Raw genomic sequence first — 26,450 nt, 5'->3', positions numbered from 1 at the left:
GTCCCGGCGCGCGTCCACGGCGCGAGTCGGCTTTCGGGTTCAGCGACAGATCACGGGGCCGGCGGCGCGTGAGCTGTCGCTCAGCGCGAGAGTTCGGCGGGGGACGCGGGCTCGGTGACCGGGCGGGCCGGCACGAGCTTCAGGCCGACGACGCAGCCGACGATCCCGGCGATGAACAGCACGCGCAGCAGGGTGACGGGCTCGGCGCCGGTGGCCATGCCCCACAGCACCGTCAGGGCTGCACCGGTGCCGGTCCACACGGCGTACGCGGTGCTGATCGGGATGTGCTTGAGGACGTAGCCGAACGCGCCCAGGCTGACCACGATCGTGATCGCGAACACGAGCGTCGGGCCGGGTCGGGTGAAGCCGTCGCTCTCGCCGAGGGCGGTCGCCCACACGGTCTCGAGCGTGGCGCTGAGGAACAGGACGATCCAGGCCACCTCAGCTCACCACCTTGAGGCCGACGACGCAGGCGACCAGGCCGAACACGAGGCCGAGGCGTGCGAGCGACGCGGCTTCCTGCCGGCGCAGGATCGACACGACGACCGTCAGCGAGGCGCCGATGCCGACCCAGACGGCGTAGGCGGTGCCCACCGGGATCGACTTCATCGCGAACGCGAGCCCGACCATGCTCAGCGCCATGCCGGCGATGAACACGATCGTCGGCACGACCTTCTTGAAGCCGTTCGAGGCGCTCAGCGCGGTGGCCCAGACGGCCTCGAGCACGCCGCTCAGCACGAGGATGACCCATGCCATGACGATGTTCCCTTCGTTCGGTCGCATAGTCGCACGACTGTGCGACAACGACCCCGACGGTAGCACGAGTTCGTACGACTGTGCGAGTATGGCGTCGTGGCCAGGAGCATGGACGTCGAGCAGCGGCGCCGCACCGTGTCCGAAGCGGCGTGCCGGGTGCTCGCCCGCGACGGACTCGGGGCGCTGAGCGTCCGGAACGTCGCGGCGGAGGCCGGACTGCCGCCGAGCACCGTCCGCTACACCTTCCCGACCCAGGCGAGCGTCCGGTCGCACGCGCTCGAGCTCGTGTTCGACGCGACCGCGGCCCGGATCGACGCCGTGCCCGCGGACCTGCGTGGCACGGCGTACGCGCACGCGGTCCTGCTCGAGCTCCTGCCCCTCGACGAGGAGCGACGCATCGAGCTCGACGTCTACCTGGGCCTCGGCACGGCGGCGCTGACCGACACCGAGCTGCGGCCGTTCCACGACCGGGTCGTCGACGAGATGCGGGAGTGGTGCGGGCGGATCCTGCGGGCGCTCGGGGTGCCGGACGCCGACGTGCCCTACGAGACCCGGCGGCTGCACGCCCTGGTGGACGGGCTCGCGATGCACATCGTGCGGGTCGATCCCGGGGGTGACGCCTCGTGGGCGATCGACACGCTCGACCGGCACGTGGCGGGCATCGCCCGGGTCTGACTGCGGCACGGTGCTGGGTTCGCGGGCCGGTGCGGCGTTGTGGCTGGCGGTGGAGCACGTGCACGGTGCTGGGTTCGCGAACCCGTGCGTTGTTGGTGGCTCCGTGCGGCGCTCCAGGCCTGCACCGAGCGAGCAACCCTGCACGGGGTGAACGAACTCGCACGGTGCGCAGGCGGCCGCGCGCGGACCGCCACGCAGCACGCGTCGCCTATCCTTTCCGGGTGACGACGACCACGCCGCCGCAGCAGCGCTCCCGCTCCCGTTCCCTGACGGGCCCGGGCCTCGTGCTGCTCACCGTCGTCGTGCTCCTGGGGATCCGGCTGCTGTCCCCGAGCATCGGGACCGCCGGCCTGCCGGACGTCGTGCAGGACTTCCTGACGCTGGCGATCAGCGTGGTGGTCGAGTCGCTGCCGTTCGTGGTGCTCGGCATCGTGCTGTCGATCGTCGTCGAGGTGTGGGTGCCGGTCGGTGCGCTCGAGAAGGTCCTGCCGCAGAACGCCTTCGGCCGCCGCGCCGTGATCTCGCTGATCGGCATGCTGTTCCCGGTGTGCGAGTGCGGGAACGTGCCCCTGGCCCGCGGCCTGATGATGCGCGGGTTCACCCCTGCCGAGGCCGTCACGTTCCTGGTCGCCGCCCCCATCCTCAACCCGCTCGTGATCATCAGCACCGCGCAGGCGTTCGGCTGGTCCGGCTGGATCCTGCCGGTCCGGATCGTCGGCGGCTTCGTGATCGCGAACCTGGTCGGCTGGATCGTCGCCGCACACCGCCGTCCGGCCGACCTGCTGCTGCCCGCGTTCGAGGCCCGCTGCCGCGCTGCGATCGGCGCACCACGGAGCCGGAACCGTTGGCGGGAGAGCGCCGCGCAGTTCGGCGGCGAGACCGCGACGATGATGCCGGCCCTGTTCGTCGGCGCCGGCCTGGCTGCGGCGATCCAGGTCGCGGTGCCGCGTTCCACGCTCGTCGCGATCGGCTCGAACCCGGTGCTCTCCGTCGCGGCGATGATGCTGCTCGCGATGACGGTGTCGCTCTGCTCGAACGTCGACGCGTTCTTCGCGCTGTCGTTCGCCTCGACGTTCCTGCCCGGGTCGATCACGGCCTTCCTGATCATCGGGCCGATCATCGACGTCAAGATGATCGCCCTGCTCCGTACGACGTTCCGGGTCCGGTTCCTGGTGCTGCTCGCCGTCGTGTGCGTCCTGTTCGCCGGCGCCGTGGGATTGGTGATGAATGTCCTCGTCTGACGCACGCAGCAGCAACGCTCCGGCCTACCTCGGGCTCGGGTCCGTGCTGGCGGTCGCCCTGTGCACGCTCTGGCTCGCACTGGTGGGCCACCTCGACCTGTACATCAACCCGCGGTACTCGGTGTTCACGATCGTGCTCGCCGCCGTCGCGGTACCCGCCTCGATCGCGGGCCTGGTGGTCATCGCACGCGGCCACGGCCACACGCACGGTGACGACGCGGACGAGCACGAGCACGAGCCGGACCACGACCACGGGCGGCGCGGGCCCGGCCGTGGTCGCGCCGTCCGCCTTGCCCTCGGCGGAGCGGCCGCGATCGTCACGGTCGGGGTCACCGTGTCGATGCTGGTCCTGCCCCCGACGACGCTGTCCGCCCGCACCGCGCAGCAGCGGAGCGTGGACTCGGCGACCCTGTCGAACGCGACGGGCTCCGAGGCGGCGGTCTCCCTGCTCGGCAGCGAGGGCGTCGACACCTCGGAGTACGGCGTCAAGGACTGGGCGGCGCTGATCCGGCAGACCACCGACACCACGGCCCTGGTCGGCAAGCAGGTACGGCTGTCCGGCTTCGTCGTGCCCGGCCAGGACGGCTCGTTCACCCTGACCCGGTTCGTGATCAGCTGCTGCGCCGTGGACGCCCAGCCAGTCGGCCTCGGCGTGGTGACCGAGGGCGGCGACCGTACCGAGGCGGAGCCCGACGAAGGGCAGTGGGTCACGGTGACCGGCGCACTCGCGGCGAACCCGGACCAGTCCGCCGACGCCCGCATCGTCATCAAGGCCGCGAAGGTCACCGAGATCGCGCAGCCGAAGGACCCGTATGAGTACTGAGGGGCGCCGTGGTCGCCGCCCGGTCACGCGCCGGTTCCACCGCCGGTACCTCGCCGTCGTGCTCGTCCTGGCGGTCGTCGCCGCGCTCGCCGCCGTCGTCGGGTCGCAGCAGGGGCCACGCCTGCGTGACGTGTCGTACGACGCCACCGGCCTGGTGTCCCGTCCGGCGCAGCGGGTGATCCTGACGGCGAACCAGGCACTGCAGCAGGTGTCCGCCGCCGACGTCCGGGTCACCCCGGCGGCCGCGCACACCGTGACCTCGAGCGGCAACACGATCGCGGTCGAGTTCGCCGGACCCCTGGCCTACGACCGCGACTACACGGTGACCGTCGCGAACGTCCGGGCTCCGGGGCAGCGTGCCACCGCGGACCTCACCGCCGCGATCCGGACCGGCAGCACCGACGTCCTCGCCCTCGTGCCGGGAGCCGACGGGGCGAAGGACCGCATCGTGCGCCGCTCCCTCGACGCCGGCGGTGCGACGACCGTGTACCAGGGAGCCGACATCTCGGAGTACGCCCGGCTCGGACGGTCCCTGGTGGTGGTCAGCGGCAGCGACGCGAGCTCCTCGGTCGACGTGGTCGCGTTGTCCGGCGGGGTGCAGGACCCGGACGCCCCCGTCGAGCACCTCACCCTGCCGTCCTCGCAGGGGCGGGTCACCGCGCTGCACGTCGCCGACGACGCGGCGTCGTTCGGGTTCGAGTACGCCGACACGTCCACCGGGCAGTCGCGGAACACTGGTCTGTACGTGGTCGACATGACGGGCACGCACCTGCCCACCGCGATCGCCGAGGACGGGAAGCCGCAGACGGGCGCCGTGCCGATGACGGTCGGGCAGTGGGCCTACGTGCCCCGGACCGAGAGCGCCCTGGTGCGGACGGGCAGCGACGACCTGGTGCTCGTCGACATGAGCGGCCGCGCCGACCCCGTCCGGCTCGGCAGCGCCACGTACCTGCACGGGTTCGTCGGCTCGGGCACCACGGCCGTCGTCGAGACCGGCACGGGCATCGAGCGCCTCGACCTGACCGACGGCGCGAAGACGGCGCTGCGGGCGCCGGCCGCGAGCACCGACGCGGCGGTGCTCGGCAGGATCGCCCCGCTGACGGACGACACGTACTTGCGCGTGCTGGGGGACGTGCGGTCGGACGGGACCGTCTCGGCACGGATCGTGCGCGTGGACGGTGGACGGGCCTCCCGGCTGCCGGTGACCATCCCCGACGACGCGAGCGTCACGGCGGTCTGCCCGTCCCCGAACGGCCAGTTCGTGGCGGTCGCGACGAAGTCGGCGACCGACCAGCTGGTGAGCATCGTCGACGCGGCCTCCGGCGCGCTCGAGGCGAGCATCGACGCGGGTTCCGTCGACTGGTGCGGCGCGCTGCCGTCCGGCGACGAGGTCGGCTGACCGCCCGACGGACAGGCGGACAGACGGGAGGCCCGTTGCCGGCTGGCAACGGGCCTCCCGTCTCGCAAGTGGTGCCGACTACGCCAGCGTGGCCGCGTCGATCACGAAGCGGTAGCGGACGTCCGAGGACAGCACGCGCTCGTAGGCCTCGTTGATCTGGTCGGCGCTGATGAGCTCGGTCTCCGGCAGGATGTCGTGCTCGGCGCAGAAGTCCAGCATCTCCTGGGTCTCGCGGATGCCGCCGATGGCGGACCCGGCCCAGCTGAGCCGGCGCGGGATCAGGGCGAACGCCGGGACCTCGAGCGGCTCGGACGGAGCGCCGACGTTGACGAGCGTGCCGTCGACCTTGAGCAGGCCGAGGTACGAGCCCATCGGGATCTTCGCCGACACGGTGTTGATGATGAGCTCGAAGGAGTTCGCGAGCTTCTCGAACGTCTCCGGGTCCTTCGTCGCGTAGTGGGCCTTCGCGCCGTAGCGGAGCGAGTCGGCTTCCTTCGACGTGGTCTGCGACAGGACGGTGACCTCGGCGCCGAGGGCGACCGCGATCTTGACGGCCATGTGGCCGAGGCCACCCATGCCGATGACCGCGACCTTCGTGCCGGGGCCGGCCTTCCAGTGGTGCAGCGGCGAGTAGGTGGTGATGCCGGCGCAGAGCAGCGGCGCGACCTTCTCGATGTCGAGCGACTCGGGGACGCGGAGGACGAAGTCCTCGTTCACGACGATCGCCTGCGAGTAGCCGCCCTGGGTGATCGAGCCGTCGGCCGGGTCGACGCTCGTGTACGTGCCGATGTTGCCCTTGAGGCAGTACTGCTCCTCGCCGGCGACGCAGTTCTCGCACTCGCCGCAGGAGTTGACCATGCAGCCGACGCCGACGCGGTCGCCGACCTGGTGCTTGGTGACGTTCTCGCCGACTGCGGAGACGTGGCCGACGATCTCGTGGCCGACGACCTGCGGGTACTGGATCTGGCCCCACTCACCGCGGACGGTGTGGATGTCCGAGTGGCAGATGCCGGCGTAGGCGATGTCGATCTCGACGTCGTTCGCTCCGACGTCACGACGGGTGATGGTGGTCTTGACGAGCGGCTCGGTCGCTGACGGTGCCGCGTACGCGTTGACGGTGCGCAATGATCTCCTCGTGGGGGTGCGTTGCGGGCCGGTTCCGGCCCGCAACCAGTCTGATGGAGCGCGCCACAGCGTGGGAGGTTCCAATGGGGCTCCCCAGTGCGGGAATCGGAGTGGTCAGGCCAGCCGTGCGAGGCGCTGGCCCGCGATCGTGGCGAAGCGCAGCGGGTCGGCCAGGGCGTCGTCCGGTTCCCCGGTGGTCTGCGTGGCGAGGACGGTGAGCGAGGCAGCGGCGGCGTAGTCGTCGAGCGAGGCCTCGATCGCGCCGGCGACGAGCATCGACCGGGCGCCGGGGGTGTGCGTCGCCGTGAGTGACCGCACCACCGACGGGACCTTGCCGGCGGCGGACTGGCCGTCGTACCGGCCCTCGCCGCTGATCACGACGTCGGCGCCGGTGAGTCGGTCGGCCAGCCCGAGTACCTCGGCGACACCGTCCGCGCCGCGGGCCAGGGTCGCACCCCAGACGAGCAGGCCGAAGCCGACGCCACCCGCTGCGCCGGCGCCGGGGGTCGCGGGGTCCACCGAAGGGAAGCGGGCGGCCCAGGCGGCCAGCAGCTCGTCGAAGGATGCGACCCGCGAGGGCTCGATCCCCTTCTGCGGCCCGAAGACCGCGGCGGCGCCGGTCGGGCCGAGCAACGGTGAGGTCACGTCGGTCAGGACGGTGACGCCGAGCGGTGGCAGGGCACGCAGCGTGCCGCGGTCGCCGACGTACCCGAGCGCCTCGAGCACGGGCCGGCCGCCGTCGGTCGAGGCGCTGCCGCCGATGCCGAGCACGAGCCCCGTGGCGCCGGCGTCGAGCGCGGCGGCGATCGCCTCGCCGAACCCGCGGCTCGTCGCGGTGTCCGGCAGGAGTTCGTCGAGCAGTGGCAGACCACTCGTCGCCGCGAGCTCCACCACCGCACGGCCGTCGGGCAGCATGAGCCAGAACGTCTCAACGGGGGTGCCGGCGGGCCCGGTCACTGTGACGGGGACCCGGACTGCGCCGGGGACCGCGGTCTCGAACGCCTCGAGGGTGCCCTCGCCGCCGTCGGCCATCGGCACGAGCACCACGTCGTCGTCGGGGCGTTCGGTCAGCCAGCCGTCGCGGACCGCCTGGGCGACGGACGCCGCGGTCGCGGTGCCCTTGAACGAGTCCGGAGCCACCACGATGCGCACGGGACCACCGTAGCGGGGAGACGGCGACACGTGCTGGACAAGGTAGGCAAGGCTCACCTAAGTTAACGGTTAGGTGAGGCTCACCTAACTTCACGAACCAGCACTCGGGATCATCTCCATGTCGTCACTCCGTCGCGCCCTCACGGCCGCAGCGTCCGCCCTCGTCGTCCTCGCCGTGGCGACCGGCTGCACCGGCGGCGGCACCGGCACCACGGGCGCGACGCACGCGGCGGGTCGCGGGACGAGCGCGACGGACCCGGCCGCGGGCCTCCAGGCCATCGCCCCGGTGACCGACGCGAAGGACGTGACCGGCGAGCGCACCGCGACCCTGGCGACGGACCTGCCGCCGACGGCGAGCACGGTGGACGAGCCCGAGCTGCCCGTCACCGTCACCGACAACCAGGACACCGAGGTGACCGTCACGAGCGCGGACCGGATCCTCGCGCTCGACATCTCCGGCACGCTGTCGTCCACCGTGTACGGCCTCGGCCTGGGGGACCACCTGGTCGGACGGGACGTCTCGACCGGCTTCGCGGGCACCGAGGACCTGCCGCTCGTCACCCAGAACGGCCACGAACTCTCCGCCGAGGCGATCCTCGCGCTCCGCCCGACCGTGCTGCTGACCGACACCTCACTCGGACCGTGGGACGTCGTCCTGCAGATCCGGAAGGCCGGCGTCCCCGTCGTCGTCCTGGACCCGCACCGGGACACCACGAACACCGACGCGATCATCGAGCAGGTCGCGACCGCGCTCGGCGTCCCGGCGACCGGCGACCGCCTGGCCGCCGAGGTGCACGCGCAGGAGCAGGCCGTCGCCGCGCAGGTGGCCCGGATCGCGCCGTCGGCTCGGGCCGACAAGCTGAAGATGGTGTTCCTGTACGTGCGGGGGAACGCCGGGATCTACTACCTGTTCGGCAGCGAGTCCGGCGCCGACTCGCTCATCGACGCCGTCGGCGGGCGGGACGTCGCGACGGAACAGGACTGGACGGGCATGCGCCCCGTCAACGCCGAGGCGCTCGTCGCGATGCAGCCGGACCTCGTCATCATGATGACCAAGGGCCTCGAGTCCGTCGACGGCGTCGACGGACTGCTCCAGCGGGTCCCCGCGATCGCGAAGACGCCCGCGGGCGAGCACCGCCGCATCGTGGACATGGCGGACACGACGGTGATGAGCTTCGGGCCGCGCACGCCCGAGATCGTGGCCGCGTTGGCCGCGGCGATCTACGGTCCGGCGGACGCCTCGTGACCATCCGGGAGGAACGGATCGCGCCCGCCACGCACGTCCCCGCAGCACCGGCGGTCACGTCCAGGTCGCGGGCCGGCCGCATCGCGCTCCTCACCATCGGGCTCGTGGTGGCGCTCGTCGTCGCGACGCTGGTGTCGGCGAGCGTCGGGCAGCTCGGGATCTCGCCCGCCGAGGTGCTCCGGACCGTGGGCCGGTCGCTCGGGCTGCCCGTGGACGGTCCCGCCGACGACCTCGTCACCCAGGCGCTGTGGACGATCCGGTTCCCGCGCGTGGTGATGGCCCTGCTGATCGGTGCCGCGCTCGCCGCAGCCGGTGTGCTCATGCAGGCCGTGTTCGCGAACCCCCTGGCTGACCCCGGCGTCGTCGGGGTGTCCGGAGGCGCGGCGTTCGGGGCCTGCGCCTCGATCGTGTTCGGGCTGCAGTTCGCCGGGTACTGGACGACGCCGCTGATGGCCTTCGCCGCGGGCCTGGTCGCGACGCTGCTCGTCTACGGGCTGTCCCGTGCCGGCGGCCGCACCGAGGTCGTCACACTCCTGCTCACCGGCATCGCCGTGAACGCGTTCACCGGCGCGGGGCTCGCCTTCCTGACGTTCCTCGGCGACCAGCAGGCGCGCGAGCAGATCGTGTTCTGGCAGCTCGGGTCCCTGAACGGCTCGATGTGGGACCAGGCCGCAGCGATCGCCCCCGTCATCGGTGCGGGCCTCGTCGGCGCCGTCGTGCTGACGCGTTCGCTCGACCTGCTCGCCCTCGGTGACCGGGCCGCGCGGCACGTCGGGGTGCGGGTCGAGGCCGTCCGGGTCGTCGCGATCGTCGTGGTCGCGCTGCTCGTCGGCGCAGCGGTCGCGTTCGCCGGCATCATCGCGTTCGTCGGGCTCGTCGTCCCGCACTTGATGCGGATGGTCATCGGGCCGGCGCACGGCCCGCTGCTGCTCGTCTCGACGCTCGGCGGCGCCCTGCTCCTGACGATCGCCGACCTGCTCGCGCGCACCCTGGTGCCGTACGCGGACCTGCCGATCGGCATGCTGACCTCGCTCGTCGGCGGACCCTTCTTCTTCTGGCTCCTGCGCCGTGCGCGCCGACGGTCGGGAGGCTGGGCATGATCGAGACGAGTGCTGTCGGCGCCGTGGTCGTCTCCGGGATCGGCGTCGTCATCGACGGACGACCGCTGCTCGCCGACGTCGACCTGACCGTGCGCGCGGGCGAGGTCCTGGCGCTCGTCGGTCCGAACGGTGCCGGCAAGTCGACCCTGCTCCGGGCGATCGCCGGTGACCTCGCGCACAGCGGCACGGTCGCGATCGACGGCGTGCGCACCGGCGGCGAAGCACCGCTCGCGACCGCTCGTCGGCGTGCCGTGCTCGAGCAGGACACCGCGGTGGCCTTCGGGTTCCGGGTCGGTGAGGTCGTCCGGATGGGCCGTGCTCCGTGGCGGGGAACCCCGCGAGCGGTCGACGACGACACCGTGGTCGCGCGGGTGCTCGACCAGGTCGAACTCGCCGACCGGATCGACCAGGCGTTCCCCTCGTTGTCGGGCGGGGAGCGAGCCCGGGCCTCGTTCGCCCGGGTCCTGGCGCAGTCGACCCCGGTGCTCCTGCTCGACGAACCGACCGCCGCCCTCGACCTGCGGCACCAGGAGGCCGTGCTGGCCGTCGCCCGCGCACACGCCCGGGCCGGCGGCGCCGTCGTCGTGGTGCTCCACGACCTGAGCCTCGCCGGGGCGTACGCCGACCGCGTCGCCATGCTCGCCGGCGGCCGGATCGTCGCCGACGGCACCCCCACCGACGTCCTGACCGCCGACCGCATCGGCACCGTCTACCGACACCCGGTCACCGTCGTGCCCGACCCGAACACCGGCACGCCCGTCGTCGTGCCGTCCCGAACCCTCCAGGAGGCCTCCTCGTGACCACCCGCACCCGCCCTCTGCGGCTCGCGCTCGCCGGACTGCTCGTCGCGCTCAGTGCCGGGGGAGCCGCCCTGGTGGGCGTCGCCCCCGCAGCGGCAGCCGGCCGTGTCAGCGTCGCGATCGAGGGGCACCCCGAGGTCACGAACCAGGTCGACTCGACGTACCTGACGACGCTGCGCCTGCGCGGTTCCGGGTTCCAGGGCGTCAAGAACGGGTACGGCGGCATCTACGTGGCGTTCGGCACCGTGAACGGCACCTGGCAGCCGAGCAAGGGCGGGGCGACGGGCGCGGACTACAGCTACGTGCCCGACGACGAGTCGAACCCCACCGGGTACCTCGACTTCGTGGCCTTCGAGGGCAGCACCACCGCGTCGGCGGCGAACGGCGGCACGGTCGACTCCGCCACGGGCACCTGGTCCGCGACCCTCAAGGTCCCCGGTTCGACGTTCCAGGCGCTCGACCGGAACGGTGCCGCGAAGACCGTCGACTGCACGGTCGTGCAGTGCGGGATCATCACGATCGGTGCGCACGGCGTCGCGAACGCGAACAACGAGTCGTTCACACCCGTCTCCGTGCAGAACCTGTACGGCAGCGGCGGCACGCTGGCCGGTGGCGGCACCAGGGCGACCACCGAGCAGGCGCCGGCCGACACGACGGACGCGGGCAGTGCCTCCCGTCCGTCCGCCGAGCCGACGTCCGAGGCGAGCGCCGACACCCGCGCGACCACCAAGCCGTCCGCGCGGTCGACGACGAAGCCGAGCGCCACCGCGGAGCCGACCGCGTCGGCGACCCCCACCGTGCCGGCAGGGGCGACCCCCTCGGCGGTGGCGGCCGCGGCTGCCGACGGCTCCGCGGGCGGGATCGACCCGGGCGTGCTGCGGATCGTCCTCGGCGGCCTGTCCGCGCTCGTCGTGGCCGTCGCGGCGCTCGTCGTCTTCGCGATCGTGCACTCCCGTCGCACCGCACGACGCACCGCGACCGACGTCGCGCCGTAGGACCACCGGACCCGGGTGCTCACAGGGGGCGCCCACATCGAGAGGGAAACACGAACATGACACGAATCGCACGCTCGTTCGGGATCACGCTGGCGGCAGGGGTCGCCGCGGTCGGAATCGCCGTCCTGCCCGCGGTCAGCGCGTCCGCGGCCACCGCGGTCACGAACGACTACGGTGCCAGCCTGTCCGTCAGCGGTCCGGCCTCGGTCGTCACCGACGGCCCGGGGGCGCTCCACGGCGTCTCGGACGGCAGCGTCACGGTCACCGGCACCGGCAGCGGCTTCGACGGAGACGCGCAGGGGCGCGGCTTCGGCGTCTACGTCGTCTACGGGCCCAAGCAGGCGGACTACGCCACCAACTCCGGCTGGTTCGGCTCCGCCCAGTGGGTGTCGAAGAGCGCGTTCACGGCCGGCGGCGGCTTCACCACGACGATCGACGTCGCGAAGTCCTACACCGCGGACCCGCACCACACCGGCGACGCGGCCGCGACCGTCAGCTGCGACTACGACGCCACGAAGACCGCGACCGCCAACGCTGCCCTCGGGCAGTACGAGTGCTTCGTCCAGACGTTCTCGGCGCACGGCGTCGCGAACGACCCGGTCGACCTCGACGAGGTCCAGGTCCCCGTCACCTGGTGACCCACGCGGTGCCCCGGGTCCGCCCGGGGCACCGCCTCCCCACACGCGCACCACCCGACCCGAGGAACCGATGCACACCCAGACCAGACCGGCCCGTCGCCTCCGCGCGCTCAGCGCCACCGTCGCCGCGATCATCGGCCTGACCGCGGCCGTCGCCGGCACCGTGCCCACCGCGGCGACCGCCGCCACCGCGGCCTCGGGTCCGAGCACGTCCGTCACGGGCGGCACGCTCGACTGGGGGTTCAAGCAGTCGTTCCGGAACTACGTGCCGGCCGCAGGGCAGTCGGTGTCCGGCGGTGCGTCGAAGAACGCCGACGGCACGTTCCGGTTCGCCGCGTCGGGCGGCAGCTACGACCCCGGCACGCGGAAGCTCACCGTCACGGGTTCCGGCGCCGCGGTGTTCGACTACCGGGCGCACACGTTCGTCATCTCGCTGCGCGACCCTGCGATCGAGCTCACGCCGACCACCGGCACCCTGACCGCCGGGGTCGACGTGCGGCTGGTGGACCCGACGACCGGTGCCACGACGTCCGACCCGGGGACGAAGCGCATCGCGTTCGCGACGATCGACGTCACCAAGGGCACCCGATCGGTCACCGACGGGAAGTACTCGTGGACCGGTCTGCCCACCACGATCACCGCGGCGGGTGCAGCGGCCTTCGCAGCCGACGTCACCGGCGGCGGCAACCCGACCCAGTTCTACGCCGCGGGCACCGCGCTGGACCCGCTCTCGGTCGCCGTGACGGGCGACTGGGCCGCCGAGGGCACGGACGGTGACGGCGGCGCCGACGGTGACCAGGGGTTCAGCGACCCCGGCGTCCAGGGACTCGTGAGCACCGGCGTGCAGACCACGGTCGGTGACAGCACGATCGGCCGGGTCACCACGGTGGTGCGGGACGCCGCGCGCGCCCTGAACGTCGTGCAGGTACCGGCTGCCGGAACCGCCAAGGCGAGTTACTTGGTCGTGGACGACGAGGGCAAGCGCGTCGCCGGGCCGATCGACCCCGGTGTCGCGACCTCGAAGCCGAGCGTCGACCCGTCCACCGGGAACATCGTCGCGACCGCGTCGTTGCCCGCCGCGGAGTTCGGCGGCACCGGCGCGAACGCCCAGGGGTACGTCGTCATCGTGCGCGGCACGGACGCCGTGTACCGGGACGTCGTGCACGTGAAGCCGTCCGTCGCGGTGCCCGCGGCGAAGGCGTTCACGATCGACCCCGCCGACGGCTCGATCGTCGCGCAGGTCGCCCCGGCCGCCAACGGCGGGTCCGCGGGGCTGCTGCGGGTGGCCGCCGTCGGTGCGGGTGCCGGGTCCGGTTCTGGTTCTGGTTCGGGTGCGGTGACCGAGGTCGGCACCAGCCCCGCTGGCGGGACCGTCCGCGCCGTCACCCGCACGGCAACCCTGATCGGCTCGGTCACCGGGACGATCTCGTCGGTCGGCGTCGACTGGACCGGCAAGCGCGCCGTCGTCTTCGACCAGGCCGCCGCCCTCGCCCGCGTCGTCGCCCTCGACACCGGGGCCTCGGTCGCCGACGTGTCGATCGGCGCCGCCGCGACGTCCGGGGCCACCGGCGGGACCGTCGTCGACTCCCGAGGCCGGGCGTGGTGGAGCAACGACGGCGACGCCACGCTCCGAGCCGTCTCGCTGCGCGGGACCCCGGCCGTGACGACCTCGATCGACCGGGTCGGCGGTGCCGCGTACCTGGCCGTCGACGAGTCCGCGAAGCGCCTCTGGGTGTCGGCCGCCGGCAGCACCGACACCGGCAACGTCGTCCGCGCCTACGCGATCGAGGGCAGCACCGCGCCCACGCTCGGTGCCGAGTACCAGCCCGGCACCACCTACACCGGCGACCCGATCGTGGTCGCCGCCGACGGCCGCGCGGTGGTCGGCGTCGTGAACGCCGCGACCGACGCCGCCGACCAGGGGCTCCGCACGTTCACGGTCGTGACCACCCCGACCATCACGGCGCAGCCGGCCGACGTCGCCGTGACGCTGACCGGCGCGACCACCGGAACCGACGGCAGCACGACCCCCGCCACGCCGCAGCAGGTGTCCTTCGCGGTCACCACGACCGGGACCCCGACGCCCACCGTGCAGTGGCAGCAGCACACCCCGTCCGGTTGGGCCGACCTGCAGGACGGCCCCTCGGTCGCCGGCGCGACGACCAGCACACTCCGCATCACGGCCACCGAGGGGCTGGACGGCGACCGGTACCGCGCGGTCGCCACGAACGTCCTCGGTGCGACCGTCGTCGGTCGGGTCGCCTCGGACACCGCGACCCTGCGCGTCACCGTGCAGGCGCCGACGAACCCGGGTGGCGGGAACGGCGGCGGGGGAACGGGCGGCGGCGGCACCGGCGGCGGGTCGACCGTGGTCGGTGCGGACGGGTCGATCACCGGGGCGGAGAACGCCCGGGGTGCCTCGACGAACGTGCGGCCGGCCACCGGCCTCTCGACCGCCGCGGCGGGAACGAAGCTCACCGTGACGGGCACCGGCTTCACGAAGAACACCAACGGCTCCGGGCTGTACGTGCTGTTCGGGTACGTCACGAAGCACCCGAGCGCCGGGGGAGCGGCCGGCGCGGGCTACGACTACGTCCCCGGGTCCGGCGGCACCGGGCAGGACGGCCAGGGCTTCGTCGCCTGGCCCGACAACACCGGCACCGGCGCCGCAGCGACCGCGAAGTTCAGCGGCACCAAGAACGCCGGCTTCACGCAGGGCGGCGTCATCGCGCGCTCCACCTTCACCGGCCAGTCGACGAAGCGTGTCGACTGCCTGTCCGGGGCCGTGCAGTGCGGGGTCCTGACCATCGGTGCGCACGGCGCCGCCGACGCTGCGCTCGAGACCTTCACGCCGGTGTACTTCGCCGGACAGACGGTCCCCGGCACCCTGCCGACCGGTCCGACCACGGGTGGTGGTACCGGCGGCAACGGCGGCACGGTGATCCAGCCGCCCGTCGTGCAGCTGCCGCCGGCCGCCACAGCACCGACCATCACGAACGCCTCGGACACGGCGCCGACGGCCGCGCCGACCGCAGCGCCGCGGAACACCGCCGCCCAGCCCCGGAACAGCGCGAAGGCCCCCTCGGCCGCCGAGCCGCCCACGGCCCCCGCCGCGGACTCCGACGAGCTGGCACGCAAGATCGAAGCCGGCGACATCACCACCGTCGCGGCCGCCGACGCCGGGATCCCCGACGAGGTCACCGCCGGTGACCAGCTCGAGCTCCGCCTGCCGTGGACGGGCGACGACGAGGGCGGGAGCGTCTGGACCTACTCCGAACCGGTGCAGGGCGACGAATTCACCGTCGAGGACGCCACAGCCACCGCCACGGTCGACACCACCGGACTGGCGGCCGGCGACCACCACGTCGTGCTCGTCGGTGACCAGGGAACGGTCGTCGCGGTGCCGTTCTCGGTGACCGACGGCGTCGAGGCGGTCACGCAGCAGGCCGACGGGTCGGTCGCGGCCGCGGCCGCGTCCGACGGGAGCAGCGGCGGGGGGATGTCCACCGAGACGTTGCTGCTCGTCGTGATCGGGTTCCTCGCCGGGCTCGTCGTGCTGGCGATCGGGCTCGTGGTGCTGCTGCTGACCGGGGTGCTGCAGGTGCGGACCCGTCGCACGCCGCGGGTGGCATCGGCTGCGGCGGGCGTCTGACGCCGGCGTCGTGCGACGTCAGGCGCGGGCGCACCCGAGCCCGTCGAGGAACAGCGCCTCGGCCAGGGCCATGTGCTCGATCTCGGACGGATCGACGCTCTCGTCCGGCGCGTGCACGTTCGCAGCCGGCTCGGACACCCCGGCCAGGATGACCTCGACCCCCGGGATCGCCCGCTCGAGTGTCGCGCAGAGCGGGATCGATCCGCCGCCGCCGAGGGAGCCCACCGACGACACCCGGTACGACGACGCCAGTGCGCTCCGGAACGCCGACGAGTACTGCCCCGCCGTCGCCCGGAACCCGTCGCCGGTGCCCGTGACCCGCGCGGTGACCTCGACCCCGGAGGGCGCTCGCCGCAGCAGGTGCGCCACGAGCAGTTCGCCAGCGGCAGCGGGGTCGACCCCCGGCGGGACCCGGAGGTTCAGCGCGGCACCGGCGGTCGACTGCACGGACGGCGACGACCCGGCGACCGCCGGCGCATCGATGCCGACGACGGTCAGCGCCGGCCGTGCCCAGACCTGGGATGCCGGGTCCCCGGACCCGATCGGCACCGCGCCGTCGAGCAGCCCGGCGTCGGCGGCGAACCGGTCGGCGTCGTAGGGCAGGCCGTCCCAGGTCTGCGAGGCCTCGAGTCCGTCGACGGTGGTGTCCCCGGCGCCGTCGCGCAGCGTGGCGAGCAGGGCCACCAGGGTCGCGATGGCATCGGGCGCCGCACCGCCGAACATCCCCGAGTGCACGTTGCCCTGCAGCGCTCGGACGCGCAGCTCGACGAACGCCGTGCCGCGCAGGGTGGTCACGAGCGCGGGGACCCCGACGGCGGCGTTGCCGGCGTCCATCACGACGGCTGTGTCGACGTCGGCGAAGTCCGCTGCGTGGGCGGACACGTACTGCTCGAGACCGTCGGTGCCCTGCTCCTCGGACCCCTCGACGACCACGACGAGTCCGACCGGGAACGATCCGTGCACGTCGAGCAGGGCCCGCAGCGCCACGAGGTGGGTGACGACCCCGCCCTTGCAGTCAGCAGCGCCGCGACCGTACAGGCGACCCTGGCGCTCGGTCAGGGTCCACGGGTCGCTCGTCCACGCTGCGAGGTCGCCCGCGGGCTGGACGTCGTGGTGGGCGTAGAGCAGGACCGTCGGGGCGCCGGGCGGCGCGGGGTGGGTCGCGAGGACCGCCTGCGAGCCGTCCGACGTCGTGACGAGGCGCGAGGTCAGCCCGAGGCCGTCGAGCGCAGCCCGCACGCGCTCGGCGACGCGGCGGCAGTCGTCGAGCGACTGCACGGCCGGGTCGTGGACCGACGGGATGGCGACGAGCGCCGCGAGCTCGTCGAGCCCCGCGGGCATCCCAGCGCCGACGGCGTCGCGCAGCGCTGCATCGCCGGTGCTCACGAGCGCCCGATCTCCCAGAGGCGGAACTCACCAGAGGCGTCGACCGACTTCGTCAGCCCGGTGAGCGACTTCTGCCCGATGACGTTCTCCTGCCCGGCGAGCAACGGGATGAGCGGCACGGACTCGGCGGTGTCCTGCTGGATCTCCTCGATCTGCTTCGTCCGCTCGGTCGCGTCGGCCTCGACCGCCTGCGCGGCGACCAGTTGCTGCACGGCCCGGTCGTCGAAGTGGTTCGCGAGCAGGTTGACGTCCTCGGAACCGTAGGCCGGCGTCAGGTACGACGAGGCGTCGGGGTAGTCCTGGAAGAACCCGAGTTGGAAGACCGGGTACTCGCCCTTGCCGACGTTCCCGACGTAGGTGTCCCAGCTCGCCGACTGCAGGTCGACCGTGAACAGGCCGGTGTCCTCGAGCTGCTGCTTGATCAGTGCGTACTCGTCGTCCGACCCGGAGCCGTAGTGGTCGGTCGTGTACTCGATCGGCAGCGTGACGGGCGTGCGCACGCCGGCCTTCTCGAGGATGGCCGCGGGGTCGGCGCCGTCGTACTCCGTCTGGAACGCATCGGTCGCGCCGGTGAAGTCGGACGGCACGATCGAGTACGCCGGAGCGTAGGTGCCCTGGTAGACGTCCTTCGCGATCGCCGCGCGGTCGACCGTCGCGGCGACGGCCTGGCGGATCGCGGTCTTCTGCGCGGTGTCGTCACCGGGCATCGTGTCGAGGTTGAAGCCGAGGAACCGGACCTCGCCCGACGAGCCCTGGACCCGCTGCAGGCCGTCGTCCTCGGACAACGAGGTGACCTCGGTCGGCGTGAGCTGGCGGTACGCCACGTCGGCGTCACCCTCCTGCACCGCGAGCTTGAGGTCGGCGGACTTCGTGTACTGCTTGATCGTCACGCTCGACGACTCCGGCGCGGTGCCGTCGTACTCCTTGTTCGCCGTCAACGCGATGGTCGCCCCGCCGTCGGCGGACTGCTGCAGCGCGTACGGACCGGACCCGACGACCCCGTCGTCCGCGTGGACCTTCGTCCCCGAGAACACACTGCTGTCGACGATCGCCCCGGCCATGCTCGCCAGGACGTACGGGAACGTCTGGTCGTTCGCCTGCTTCAGGGTGAACGTGACCTCGTCACCGTCGGCCGCCACGGACGCCATGTTGGCGAGCAGCGACCCCGGACCGTTCTCGGAGCCGATGCCGACCTGGCGCTCGAACGAGAACACGACGTCCTTCGCCGTCAGGGCGTCACCGTTCGAGAACGTGAGCCCGTCACGGATCCGGCACACGAAGTGGGTGCCGTCGGTGAAGTCGCACGACTCGGCGACCTCGGGACTCGTCGTGGTCTCACCGGCCGGGTAGGTGAGCAGGTGCTGGTACAGCTGCGTCTGCACCGTGTAGCTGCCGCGGTCCCAAGCGCCGGCCGGGTCGAGGGACGTGACGGGATCGGTCGTCCCGATCACCAGGCCGTCGGAGACGTCGGTGGACGCCCCGGTCGAGGCGCAGCCGGTGAGCACGGCGGCGACGGCAGCGGAGAGCGCGAGCGCGGAGAGGAGTCGGGTCGTCACGGGGTTCCTGAGTGGGATGGTTTCGAGAGGGAGAAACGGGGATGTGCGGCCCCGCCGGTCGCGAGGTCGGCGATCATGTCGCCGAGCAGCGGTGCGAACTTGAAGCCGTGGCCGGAGAACCCGGTCGCGACGGTGACGGGACCACGTCGGTCGATCACGAAGTCCTCGTCGGGGGAGTTGTCGTACAGGCAGCTGATGAAGGTCGGCTTCGTCGCGTCGACACCGGGCACGTACCGCGCGACGTAGGCCTGCAACCGCTCGGCCTCGGCCGGCACGGGCGTGAAGTCGCGGTGGTCCGGATCGACGACGGGGCCGGTGCCGTGGAACCCGACCTTGACGCCCTCGCCCGGGGTGAGCAGGCCGTACACGTCGTCGTCGGCCGCCCAGTGCACGAAGCTCGGCCACGCCTGGTCCGGCAGACGGCTGGGGAAGTGCGCGGGCTGCTCCTGGGTGACGCGGATGGCCGGGAGGCCCGCCCCGCGTCCGGCGAGCAGGTCGCCGACCAGCGCGGGGGCCCACGACCCCACGGCAGCCACCACGGACGCGGTGCGGTGGGTGGACCCGTCGGACAGCGTCACGGTCACGTCGTCGCCGTGGTCGTCGAGCCCCGTCACCCCCGTGTCGAAGCGCAGCTCGGCGAGCCCGGTCCGTTCCGCCAGGGTGAGGAACACCTCGATGGCGCGGTCGGACCGGATGCGACCGGCCGTGGCGTGTGCGAGCACGTGGCCCTCGAACGCGATCCCCGGCCAGCGTGCGGCCGCGGCGTCCGGGCTGAGGGTCTCGTGCGGGATGCCGGCGTCCGTCAGTGCGGCGGCGATGGCGTCGACGACCTCGGCGCGGCCGTGGTCGACGGCACCGGTGCGGACGATGAGCTCCTCGTCCGCAGCGCCCTCGAGCGCTTCCCACAGCGCCAGCGCGCGGGAGGTCAGGGCGACGTACTCGGGGTCGGCGTAGCCCTGCCGGAAGATCCGGGTCGCGCCGTGGGACGAGCCGTTGTGGTGCCCGCGCTCGTGCTGCTCGACGAGCAGGACGCGCTCGCCGCGGAGCGTGAGGGCATGAGCGGTGGCGGCGCCGACGACCCCGCCGCCGATCACGACGTGCGTCTGGGCCCGGTCGCTCAGCACGTCGCTCATGCCACGGCTCCGGCTCCGGCTCCGGCTCGTCGGACGTCGGCCTCGCGTCGCGCCGGCATCATCGCCACCACCTCGGCCTCGGTCGGGGCCGCCGCCGGGAACCGTGCCGGGGCGTAGCGGCTCGCGTCGCCGAGGGTGGTCGTGCCCGTGACGCTCAGTTCCGCCGCGATCCGCCCGAGACCCGGGCCGTGCGTGACGCCGGACTCGTTGTCGCCACCGGCCACCACGAGCCCGTCCAGCTCGGGGACCGCGCCGACGATGAAGTTCCGGTCGGCGGTCATCGAGACGACGCCCTGTGTGGGGGTCTCGTCGACCCCGAGCACGCTCGCCGCGGCGGGGAGCAGCCGGGCGACGATCGGGTGCAGGTACGTCCGCATGGCGTCGAGCAGGTCCGTGCGAACCGGTCGGCGGTCGGGTTCGTCGCTCCGGTCCGCACCGCCGACGTGCAGCGGCTCGTACCCTGGCCCGGCACCGTACGTCAGGCCGCCGCGGTGCTCACGGATCCACAGGCCGTGCAGCTCCGGCAGCATCAGGGTCGGCAGGGTGCCCGGCAGACCGAACGGCGTCGTCACGAGCCGGCTGGCGACGACCCGGACCGTCGGCAGCTCGCGCCCGAAGGGGGCGAGGAGGGCGTTCGTCCAGCTGCCGGCGGCGAGCACGACCTTCGCGGCGTCGATGACCTCGCCGTTCGCGGTCCGGACGCCCGTGACGGAGCCCCCACGGGCCTCCAGACCGGCGACCGGCGTGTGCTCGCGGATCTCGACGCCCCGCGCACGGACCGCGTGCACCAGCGCTGCGGCCGTGTCCGGCGCACTGATCTGGATGCCGTCCGGATGGAGGAAGCCCGCGGTGACCGCGGTCGGGTCGAGTCCGGGCACGAGATCGGCCGCCTCGGCCGGGGTGAGCGTCCGCGCACCGGCCGGCCGGAGCGGGTGCTGCTCGAACGGTGGCAGGTGGTCGGCCCGGCCCTGCTCGGTGACGGTCAGCCAGACGTTGCCGTTCTGCCGGTACCCGGTCGGGCCGTGGCCGGCGCCGGCGAGGTCGCGGTAGAAGTCGATGCCGTACTGCTCGACGTCGCGCTCGGACTCGTTCCAGTACCAGGCGTACCCGGCTGCCCACTGGCCGACGAACCCGGCACCCGCGGTGGTCGTGCCCCCGGCGACCGTGCCGCTGTCGAGGAGCAGGACCCGCTGCCCGAGCGCGGCGAGGTGCCACGCGGCGCTCAGCCCGATGATGCCGGCGCCGACGACGACCACGGGGGATCCGGAGGAGGACATGGAGCGAGCGTAGTGTCCGGGGGTCTCCGACAGGTGTCGTTCATGACGCCGTGTGACGCGGTGCAGAACGGCGATCGCCGACCCGGTCGATCAGCGGTCGGTCAGCGGTCGAACGCGCCGAGCACCGCCGACGCCGACCGGGCCACCAGGGCGTCGTCGTAGGCGGCGTCGGGGTCGTTCCGGGTGGTCAGGACCGAGAGCACGATCGGGTCGCCGCCGGGCGGGGTCACCCGCGCCACGTCGTTCCGGATCGGCCCGGCGCCCCCGGACTTGTCGACCACGACCCAGCCGTCCGGTGCGCCGGCCCGGATGAGCGCGTCGCCGGTCGCGTTGCCGCCCATCCAGTCGACCAGCAGCGCGGTGTCGGCGCGGTCCAGGGTGCTGCCGTCGAGCACGGTCGTCAGGGCCGCGGTGAACGCCGCCGGGGTCGTGGTGTCCTCGGTGCTGCCCGGCTCGATGGTGTTGAGGTCCGGCTCGCCGTGGACCACCTCGGTGGTGGTGTCGCCGAGCTCGGTCAACGCGGCGTCCAGGCCGCTCGGACCGCCGATGCGCGTGAGCACGAGGTTCAGAGCCGTGTTGTCGCTCATCCGGACGGCTGCCTCGGCCAGCTGCTCGTACGACAGCCCGTCGGCCACGTGCTGTTCCGTCACGGGGGAGTACCCGGCAGCGGCGACGTCCGCGGCCGTCCAGCGCACGACCTCGTTCCGGGCGTCCGCGGGTACCGAGCGCAGGAACTGTGCCGCGGCGAACGCCTTGATGGTCGAGGCGTAGCCGAAGCGTCGGTCGCTGTTGTAGGCGACCGTCTCACCCGTGACGGTGTCGGTCGCGACGACGCCGACCGTCGCGTCGTACTCGCGTTCGAGGCCTGCGAGTGCTCGGCGGACCGTGGCGGTGGTCGCGGCGTCCGTCCTCGGCGGCGGCGTCGTCGCAGGGGCGCTCGTCGGTGTGCTCGTGGACCGTGCGGACGACGTGGCCGACGCGGTCGGTCCACCGGAGCACCCGGCGAGGACGAGTACGGCGACGGTGCCGCCGACGACCAGGGGGAGAGCACGGCGCATGGGAGCACCCTGCCGCTCGACCCTGGTCACACGCCGGGAACCGGCACCCCGACCCGGGCGACGGAGACCTGCGTCCCGACGCCCCGCTCGTGTGCGAGATCGATCAGCCGGGCGGCGACGGCGAGGTCCTGCGCGCCGAGCCCGACCGAGTCGAACACGGTGATCTCGTCGTCCCCGGTCCGGCCGGGTGCGCGTCCGGCGACGACCTCGCCGAGTTCCGCCGGGTGGAGGTCATGCGGGACCGCCCCCTCGACCACGGCCTCGAGCAGGTCACCCGACTTCGTCCAGGCGGTGGCCCGGCTGTCGACGAAGAGCGTGCCGCGCCCCATCGCCGCACCGTCGAGCTCCCGGTGCGTCGGGCGGGGACGGGCCCCGACCGCGTTCACGTGCTGGCCGGCGTGCAACCAGGCGCCGCGGACGATCGGGTCGACCGAGGGCGTCAGGGTGCAGAGCACGTCGGCCTCCTCGACCACGCGACGGACCTCCGGCGCGACCACGCACCGCCGGGCCACGTCCGGTCCGACGGCCTCGAGGAACCGGGTGACCGTCCCCGACGACCGTGACCACAGGACGATCCGCTCGAACGGTCGCGTCGCCTCGAAGGCACGGACGTGCTCGACGGCGAGGTTGCCGGCGCCGAGGATCCCGAGGGTCCGGCTGCCCGAGCGGGCGAGGTGCTTCGTCGCGACGACGGTCGTCGCCGCGGTCCGCGCCCGGGTGATCGTCATGCCGTCGAGCACGGCGACGCACTCGCCGGTGACCGAGGAGGACACCAGGATCGTGGAGCGCTGCGACGGCAGCCCCCGCGCACCGTTGTCGGGGATGTCGGCCATCAGCTTGACGGCGACGAGCCCGAGCCGGTCGGAGCGCACGGCCATCGGCAGGAAGAGCGCGTCGTCGGCGCCGGTCAGGGCGACCGGGGCCGGCTGCTGCATCGCGCCGGTCCCGAGGTCGGCGTGGACGGCCTCCACGGCCCCGACGACGTCGACGGCGTCGATGAGACCGGCGACGTCGGCGGCGCCGAGGACGACGGTCACGACGCGGTGACGGCGGTCGAGGCGCCGAGCAGCTCCTCGAGCGACGGGGTGTGGGTCGTGAGGCCACCGTCGAACAGGATGCGCATCCAGCGGTCCGAGGCCTCGCGGTCGACGACCGCGGAGTCCCAGACGCCCCCGGCAGCCATCTCGTCGGCGGCCCGTCGCAGCAGGGCGGCGTCCTTCTCCGGCCACCGGGCGGCGAGCACGGCCGCGATCTCGGCGTCGGCGTCGCCCGCGGTGATCTTGGCCATCGCGGCGGCGATGCCGTCCATGAACCGGTCGACCCGGTCGCCGAGTTCGTCGATGCGGTCCGTGCGCGTGTAGTAGACGCTGTTCGGCATCACGCCACCGGCGTCGAGGTGCCGGAAGACGATCGTGCCCCCACCGGCGGCGACGAGTTCCTGGGCGGAGACGAGGTCGAGGATGATCGCGTCACCGAGCCCGCCCTGGTACAGCTCGATGAGCATCGCGGTCGACAGGTCGCGGACGAAGCGGGTCGCCGCGACGTCGAACCCGGCCTCGCGGACGAGTCCGGCCGTGAACTCGTACGGGGCGCTGCCGCCGGCACCGGGCGCCAGGACGACCTTGCCGGCGAGCCAGTCCAGCGTGATCGGGGTCGTCTCGTCGCGGGCGACGATGGTCATCGGGAACCCGTGGTTGAGCTGGCCCACGACGGAGAGCTTCCGCGGGGTCCCGGCGTACATCGCGGGGACCCAGAGACCGCCGAGGGCGAGGTCGGCCTCGTGCGAGTCGATGTCGTCGAGGACGCCGGTCCACGGGTCGCAGGCCTTCGCGGTGACGGACAGGCCGCGCTCGGCGAACAGACCGCCGACGTCGGCGACGTACTCGGGCAGGTAGTTGAGGCCGTTCGCGGTCGCCGAGATCTTGAGGGTGTCCATGGTGTTCTCCGATCGTGGGGTGGTGGGCCGGGGTGTCCGGCCCACCGGGGTGGTGCGGTTGGTGCGGGTGGTCAGGTGGGTCAGGCGGCGGTGGTCGAGAGGGCGTTCTCGTTGACGTCCTCGAGCGACCGGCCGCGGGTCTCCGGGGCGAAGCGTGACGCGACCACGAGGACCGCGTACATGACGGCGGCGAGTCCGAAGACGCCGGCGAAGGCCCACGAGCCGTACAGCGCGATCGCGGCGAACGGCATGACCGCTCCGGCGATGTTGCCGATGCCGTTGACGATCGAGGCGCCGGAAGCACGGATCGCGGTCGGGTAGACCTCGGCGGTCCACGCCGCGAGGGTGGTGTTCGTCAGCATCGTGAAGAACTGGAACAGGGCACCGAGCACCAGGATCGCGGCGGTGTCGTTGCCGAAGGCCGCGAACGCCAGGGCGGTGAGGCAGCCGAGGATGCCCGCGACGGCGATGAGGGGCCGTCGTCCGACGCGGTTGGCGAGGAGCGCCGCTGCCGTGCACCCGAGGAGCGATCCGATGTTCATGATCATCGTGTAGAGCAGGCTCTGCGACACGGTGTACCCACGCTCGACGAGCAGGGTCGGCATCAGGAAGTTCAGCGTGACCTGCACACCGAAGGCCATCCAGGAGGCGACCCCGATCGCGATCGTCCGACGGAGCACCAGCTTGTGGAACACCGCTGCGGGCGACGAGTGCAGAGCGACCGGCGGCAGGTCGGCCGGCGTCAGGCGCACCGGGGGAGCGGCGTCGGCGGGCGGGGTGAGCGTGTTCGAGGCGAGGACCGCGAGCGAACGGTTCGCTTCGTCGACCCGCCCCTTCGACAGCAGCCAGCGAGGCGTCTCGGGCAGCTTGCGGCGGTACAGGACGACGAACAGGGCTGGGATCGCGAGGATCACGAACGTCCAGCGCCAGACGTGGTCGTCACCACCGAGCGGGGCGGCCAGCGGGCCGAGCAGCAGCAGGAACAGGCCGTAGGAGATGAAGTTGCCGATGCCGCCGGCGCCGACGTTGATGGTCGCGATGAGGCCGCCGCGGTACTTGGTGGCCACCATCTCGGACAGCATCGCGATGCCGATCATGAACTCGCCGCCGACGCCGATCCCGACGATGAACCGGCTGACGAGCAGCATGTCGAAGTTGAAGGAGACGGCGCTGAGGAGGCCGCCGAGCGTGTAGACGAGCAGGTTGAGCCCGAGCGAGAACCGCCGACCGTACTTGTCGGCGAGCCAGCCGGCCAGGAACCGGCCGACCAGGCCACCCAGGACGGTGGCGGTGTTGATCGTGGAGAGCTGGACGTCGCCGATGGCGAGCGAGGCCTTGATGTTGGTGGCCATCGCGCCGATGGAGTTCTGTTCGAGCGTGTCGAAGAACTCCCCGGCGAGGATGAGCATGAGGACCCAGAACTGGGCCCGGGTGAAGCCGATCGAGTCGAGGGCGGATCCGACGCCGCCGGAGGACGGGGTGGCGGAAGCGGTTCGGGTTGGTGCGGTGGAGCGGGTTACAGCAGTCATTCGTAACTCCAGCGGGGGAAGAGTGAGGTGGGTGCACCGTGTGGTCACTCTTTTGTATACGAAAAGCTGTTTCGGGCTGGTTTCGAACACGAGACGGTTCGTTACGGCTGCCTGAATCACCTGGATATTCAAGCATCCAGACGAAGCCACGCCAAGCTCGCGGGCTGTTTTGTATACGTTCTTACGGGTTCAGGGCCCGGTAGATCGCTTCGTCGCGGCGCAGGTGCTCGTCCATCAGCAGCCCTGCCTGCACCGAGGCGCCGCGCAGGATCGCGCCGGCGACGGCGGTGTGGTCATCGCTACTCGACGCCACCTCGTCCTGCGTCACGCGCTCGAACGCCCACGCCGTCTGGTGGATGAGGTGGTCGATCATCGTCTCGAGCCGGCTGTTCCCCGAGGCTCGTGCCACCAGCCCGTGGAACGCGAACCGCGGTGACTGCGCGGCCTCGACCTCTTGGTCGGACCGGTGTTCGCGACCGACGGCACGGAGCAGGTCGGCGCACTCGCCACCCTGGCGACGGGCGGCGAGCTCGGCGGCGAGCACCTCGAGCCCCCGGCGGATCTGCATGAGCTCGATGACGACCTCGGTCGAGGAGTCGGCGACCCGGACGCCCTTGAACTTCTCGGACTCGACGAACCCCTCGGTCTCGAGCTGCCGGAGTGCTTCGCGCACGGGGACCCGCGAGACGCCGAAGCGTTCGGCGAGGGCGTCTTCCTTCAGTCGGGAGCCACGCGCGAGCGTGCCGGCGATGATCTCGGCCCTGATCGCCTTGAGGACAGATGCCGGCTTGGACTCCACAGCACGATGCTAGTTGGAGCGAGTGACGGGAATCGAACCCGCGCTACCAGCTTGGGAAGCTGGAGTTCTACCATTGAACTACACTCGCGCACCCCGCAGAACGGGACTCGGCAAGCCTAGCGGATTCTCGCCTGGAAGCCAGCCGACCGCGCACCGTACGCCTCCTGTCGGGCG

General features: G+C 72.6%; 23 protein-coding genes and 1 tRNA gene. 10 read left to right on the top strand and 14 right to left on the bottom strand.

Going from position 1 to position 26,450, the window contains the following annotated elements:
* Window positions 1-80 precede the first annotated feature (80 nt).
* Both ACIPV1_RS13910 and ACIPV1_RS13905 read right to left on the bottom strand, forming a co-directional pair.
* Window positions 81-440 (bottom strand): DMT family transporter, encoded by a 360-nt coding sequence (locus tag ACIPV1_RS13910; protein WP_402726656.1) that lies wholly within the window; start codon window positions 438-440, stop codon window positions 81-83.
* Between the two features lies 1 nt (window position 441).
* Window positions 442-756, bottom strand: a complete 315-nt coding sequence (locus ACIPV1_RS13905; protein WP_123293830.1) for a multidrug efflux SMR transporter — start codon at window positions 754-756, stop codon at window positions 442-444.
* Window positions 757-852: 96 nt separating this feature from the next.
* Between ACIPV1_RS13905 and ACIPV1_RS13900 the strand changes: the two genes are divergently transcribed.
* The 4 genes from ACIPV1_RS13900 (at window position 853) to ACIPV1_RS13885 (ending at window position 4,894) form a co-directional block, all read left to right on the top strand.
* Window positions 853-1,431: a TetR/AcrR family transcriptional regulator gene (locus ACIPV1_RS13900; RefSeq protein WP_165918714.1), complete on the top strand. Its 579-nt coding sequence runs from the start codon at window positions 853-855 to the stop codon at window positions 1,429-1,431.
* 221 nt (window positions 1,432-1,652) lie between these two features.
* Complete coding sequence (locus ACIPV1_RS13895) at window positions 1,653-2,672, top strand: permease (protein ID WP_131844766.1); 1,020 nt, start codon at window positions 1,653-1,655, stop codon at window positions 2,670-2,672.
* Window positions 2,659-3,495: a TIGR03943 family putative permease subunit gene (locus ACIPV1_RS13890; RefSeq protein ID WP_133937529.1), complete on the top strand. Its 837-nt coding sequence runs from the start codon at window positions 2,659-2,661 to the stop codon at window positions 3,493-3,495. Before ACIPV1_RS13895 ends, ACIPV1_RS13890 begins: the two co-directional genes overlap by 14 nt.
* Window positions 3,485-4,894: a hypothetical protein gene (locus tag ACIPV1_RS13885; RefSeq protein WP_402726655.1), complete on the top strand. Its 1,410-nt coding sequence runs from the start codon at window positions 3,485-3,487 to the stop codon at window positions 4,892-4,894. Before ACIPV1_RS13890 ends, ACIPV1_RS13885 begins: the two co-directional genes overlap by 11 nt.
* 78 nt (window positions 4,895-4,972) lie before the next feature.
* Here the strand turns inward: ACIPV1_RS13885 and ACIPV1_RS13880 are convergent, their stop codons facing one another.
* Window positions 4,973-6,019: an NAD(P)-dependent alcohol dehydrogenase gene (locus ACIPV1_RS13880; protein ID WP_111085390.1), complete on the bottom strand. Its 1,047-nt coding sequence runs from the start codon at window positions 6,017-6,019 to the stop codon at window positions 4,973-4,975.
* Window positions 6,020-6,133: 114 nt separating this feature from the next.
* Window positions 6,134-7,171: a glycerate kinase gene (locus tag ACIPV1_RS13875; RefSeq protein ID WP_402726654.1), complete on the bottom strand. Its 1,038-nt coding sequence runs from the start codon at window positions 7,169-7,171 to the stop codon at window positions 6,134-6,136.
* A gap of 118 nt (window positions 7,172-7,289) precedes the next feature.
* On the opposite strand from ACIPV1_RS13875, the gene ACIPV1_RS13870 reads away from it, so the two are divergent.
* The 6 genes from ACIPV1_RS13870 (at window position 7,290) to ACIPV1_RS13845 (ending at window position 15,602) form a co-directional block, all read left to right on the top strand.
* Complete coding sequence (locus tag ACIPV1_RS13870) at window positions 7,290-8,417, top strand: hemin ABC transporter substrate-binding protein (protein WP_402726653.1); 1,128 nt, start codon at window positions 7,290-7,292, stop codon at window positions 8,415-8,417.
* Window positions 8,414-9,517 carry a FecCD family ABC transporter permease gene (locus tag ACIPV1_RS13865; protein WP_374203004.1) on the top strand — a complete coding sequence of 368 codons (1,104 nt, stop codon included), beginning with the start codon at window positions 8,414-8,416 and terminating at the stop codon, window positions 9,515-9,517. The genes ACIPV1_RS13870 and ACIPV1_RS13865 overlap by 4 nt, the downstream gene beginning before the upstream one ends.
* Window positions 9,514-10,317, top strand: coding sequence for a heme ABC transporter ATP-binding protein (locus ACIPV1_RS13860; RefSeq protein ID WP_402726652.1), 804 nt, complete (start codon window positions 9,514-9,516; stop codon window positions 10,315-10,317). Before ACIPV1_RS13865 ends, ACIPV1_RS13860 begins: the two co-directional genes overlap by 4 nt.
* The gene (locus ACIPV1_RS13855) at window positions 10,314-11,312 is read left to right on the top strand and encodes a hypothetical protein (protein ID WP_402726651.1); all 999 of its coding nucleotides are present in this window, start codon (window positions 10,314-10,316) and stop codon (window positions 11,310-11,312) included. Before ACIPV1_RS13860 ends, ACIPV1_RS13855 begins: the two co-directional genes overlap by 4 nt.
* Window positions 11,313-11,368: 56 nt before the next feature.
* On the top strand, window positions 11,369-11,950 hold the full coding sequence (locus tag ACIPV1_RS13850) for a hypothetical protein (RefSeq protein ID WP_402726650.1): 582 nt from the start codon (window positions 11,369-11,371) through the stop codon (window positions 11,948-11,950).
* Window positions 11,951-12,020: 70 nt separating this feature from the next.
* On the top strand, window positions 12,021-15,602 hold the full coding sequence (locus ACIPV1_RS13845) for an HtaA domain-containing protein (RefSeq protein WP_402726649.1): 3,582 nt from the start codon (window positions 12,021-12,023) through the stop codon (window positions 15,600-15,602).
* An 18-nt stretch (window positions 15,603-15,620) separates the two neighbouring features.
* On the opposite strand, the gene ACIPV1_RS13840 is transcribed toward ACIPV1_RS13845, so the two are convergent.
* The 10 genes from ACIPV1_RS13840 to ACIPV1_RS13795 form a co-directional block, all read right to left on the bottom strand.
* Window positions 15,621-16,988 (bottom strand): M20/M25/M40 family metallo-hydrolase, encoded by a 1,368-nt coding sequence (locus ACIPV1_RS13840; RefSeq protein WP_402726648.1) that lies wholly within the window; start codon window positions 16,986-16,988, stop codon window positions 15,621-15,623.
* Complete coding sequence (locus tag ACIPV1_RS13835) at window positions 16,985-18,544, bottom strand: ABC transporter substrate-binding protein (protein ID WP_402726647.1); 1,560 nt, start codon at window positions 18,542-18,544, stop codon at window positions 16,985-16,987. The genes ACIPV1_RS13840 and ACIPV1_RS13835 overlap by 4 nt, the downstream gene beginning before the upstream one ends.
* Window positions 18,541-19,677, bottom strand: a complete 1,137-nt coding sequence (locus ACIPV1_RS13830) for an FAD-dependent oxidoreductase (protein WP_402726646.1) — start codon at window positions 19,675-19,677, stop codon at window positions 18,541-18,543. The genes ACIPV1_RS13835 and ACIPV1_RS13830 overlap by 4 nt, the downstream gene beginning before the upstream one ends.
* Window positions 19,674-20,954 (bottom strand): NAD(P)/FAD-dependent oxidoreductase, encoded by a 1,281-nt coding sequence (locus ACIPV1_RS13825; protein ID WP_402726645.1) that lies wholly within the window; start codon window positions 20,952-20,954, stop codon window positions 19,674-19,676. Before ACIPV1_RS13825 ends, ACIPV1_RS13830 begins: the two co-directional genes overlap by 4 nt.
* A gap of 101 nt (window positions 20,955-21,055) precedes the next feature.
* Window positions 21,056-22,012 carry a class A beta-lactamase gene (gene bla, locus ACIPV1_RS13820; protein ID WP_402726644.1) on the bottom strand — a complete coding sequence of 319 codons (957 nt, stop codon included), beginning with the start codon at window positions 22,010-22,012 and terminating at the stop codon, window positions 21,056-21,058.
* A 26-nt stretch (window positions 22,013-22,038) separates the two neighbouring features.
* Window positions 22,039-23,049, bottom strand: coding sequence for an ornithine cyclodeaminase family protein (locus ACIPV1_RS13815; protein ID WP_402726643.1), 1,011 nt, complete (start codon window positions 23,047-23,049; stop codon window positions 22,039-22,041).
* The gene (locus tag ACIPV1_RS13810) at window positions 23,046-23,948 is read right to left on the bottom strand and encodes an ABC transporter substrate-binding protein (protein WP_123672130.1); all 903 of its coding nucleotides are present in this window, start codon (window positions 23,946-23,948) and stop codon (window positions 23,046-23,048) included. Before ACIPV1_RS13810 ends, ACIPV1_RS13815 begins: the two co-directional genes overlap by 4 nt.
* A gap of 80 nt (window positions 23,949-24,028) precedes the next feature.
* Window positions 24,029-25,477: an MFS transporter gene (locus ACIPV1_RS13805; protein WP_228505596.1), complete on the bottom strand. Its 1,449-nt coding sequence runs from the start codon at window positions 25,475-25,477 to the stop codon at window positions 24,029-24,031.
* Between the two features lie 181 nt (window positions 25,478-25,658).
* On the bottom strand, window positions 25,659-26,276 hold the full coding sequence (locus tag ACIPV1_RS13800) for a GntR family transcriptional regulator (protein WP_123339989.1): 618 nt from the start codon (window positions 26,274-26,276) through the stop codon (window positions 25,659-25,661).
* A gap of 14 nt (window positions 26,277-26,290) precedes the next feature.
* Window positions 26,291-26,364, bottom strand: a tRNA-Gly gene (locus ACIPV1_RS13795).
* Window positions 26,365-26,450: the final 86 nt, after the last annotated feature.

Origin of the sequence: Curtobacterium sp. NPDC089991 (genome assembly GCF_044748425.1) — a bacterium.
GTDB lineage: Bacteria > Actinomycetota > Actinomycetes > Actinomycetales > Microbacteriaceae > Curtobacterium.
The sequence above is the reverse complement of the archived record's forward strand: the minus strand, read 5'-3'. Positions and strand labels throughout refer to the sequence as shown.

Coding starts and splice junctions, on each gene's coding strand:
- ACIPV1_RS13905 (WP_123293830.1), bottom strand. CDS start 756: ATGGCATGGGTCATCCTCGTGCTGAGCGGCGTGCTCGAGGCCGTCTGG.
- ACIPV1_RS13890 (WP_133937529.1), top strand. CDS start 2,659: ATGTCCTCGTCTGACGCACGCAGCAGCAACGCTCCGGCCTACCTCGGG.
- ACIPV1_RS13885 (WP_402726655.1), top strand. CDS start 3,485: ATGAGTACTGAGGGGCGCCGTGGTCGCCGCCCGGTCACGCGCCGGTTC.
- ACIPV1_RS13870 (WP_402726653.1), top strand. CDS start 7,290: ATGTCGTCACTCCGTCGCGCCCTCACGGCCGCAGCGTCCGCCCTCGTC.
- ACIPV1_RS13860 (WP_402726652.1), top strand. CDS start 9,514: ATGATCGAGACGAGTGCTGTCGGCGCCGTGGTCGTCTCCGGGATCGGC.
- ACIPV1_RS13850 (WP_402726650.1), top strand. CDS start 11,369: ATGACACGAATCGCACGCTCGTTCGGGATCACGCTGGCGGCAGGGGTC.
- ACIPV1_RS13845 (WP_402726649.1), top strand. CDS start 12,021: ATGCACACCCAGACCAGACCGGCCCGTCGCCTCCGCGCGCTCAGCGCC.
- ACIPV1_RS13830 (WP_402726646.1), bottom strand. CDS start 19,677: ATGAGCGACGTGCTGAGCGACCGGGCCCAGACGCACGTCGTGATCGGC.
- ACIPV1_RS13825 (WP_402726645.1), bottom strand. CDS start 20,954: ATGTCCTCCTCCGGATCCCCCGTGGTCGTCGTCGGCGCCGGCATCATC.
- bla (WP_402726644.1), bottom strand. CDS start 22,012: ATGCGCCGTGCTCTCCCCCTGGTCGTCGGCGGCACCGTCGCCGTACTC.
- ACIPV1_RS13810 (WP_123672130.1), bottom strand. CDS start 23,948: ATGGACACCCTCAAGATCTCGGCGACCGCGAACGGCCTCAACTACCTG.
- ACIPV1_RS13805 (WP_228505596.1), bottom strand. CDS start 25,477: ATGACTGCTGTAACCCGCTCCACCGCACCAACCCGAACCGCTTCCGCC.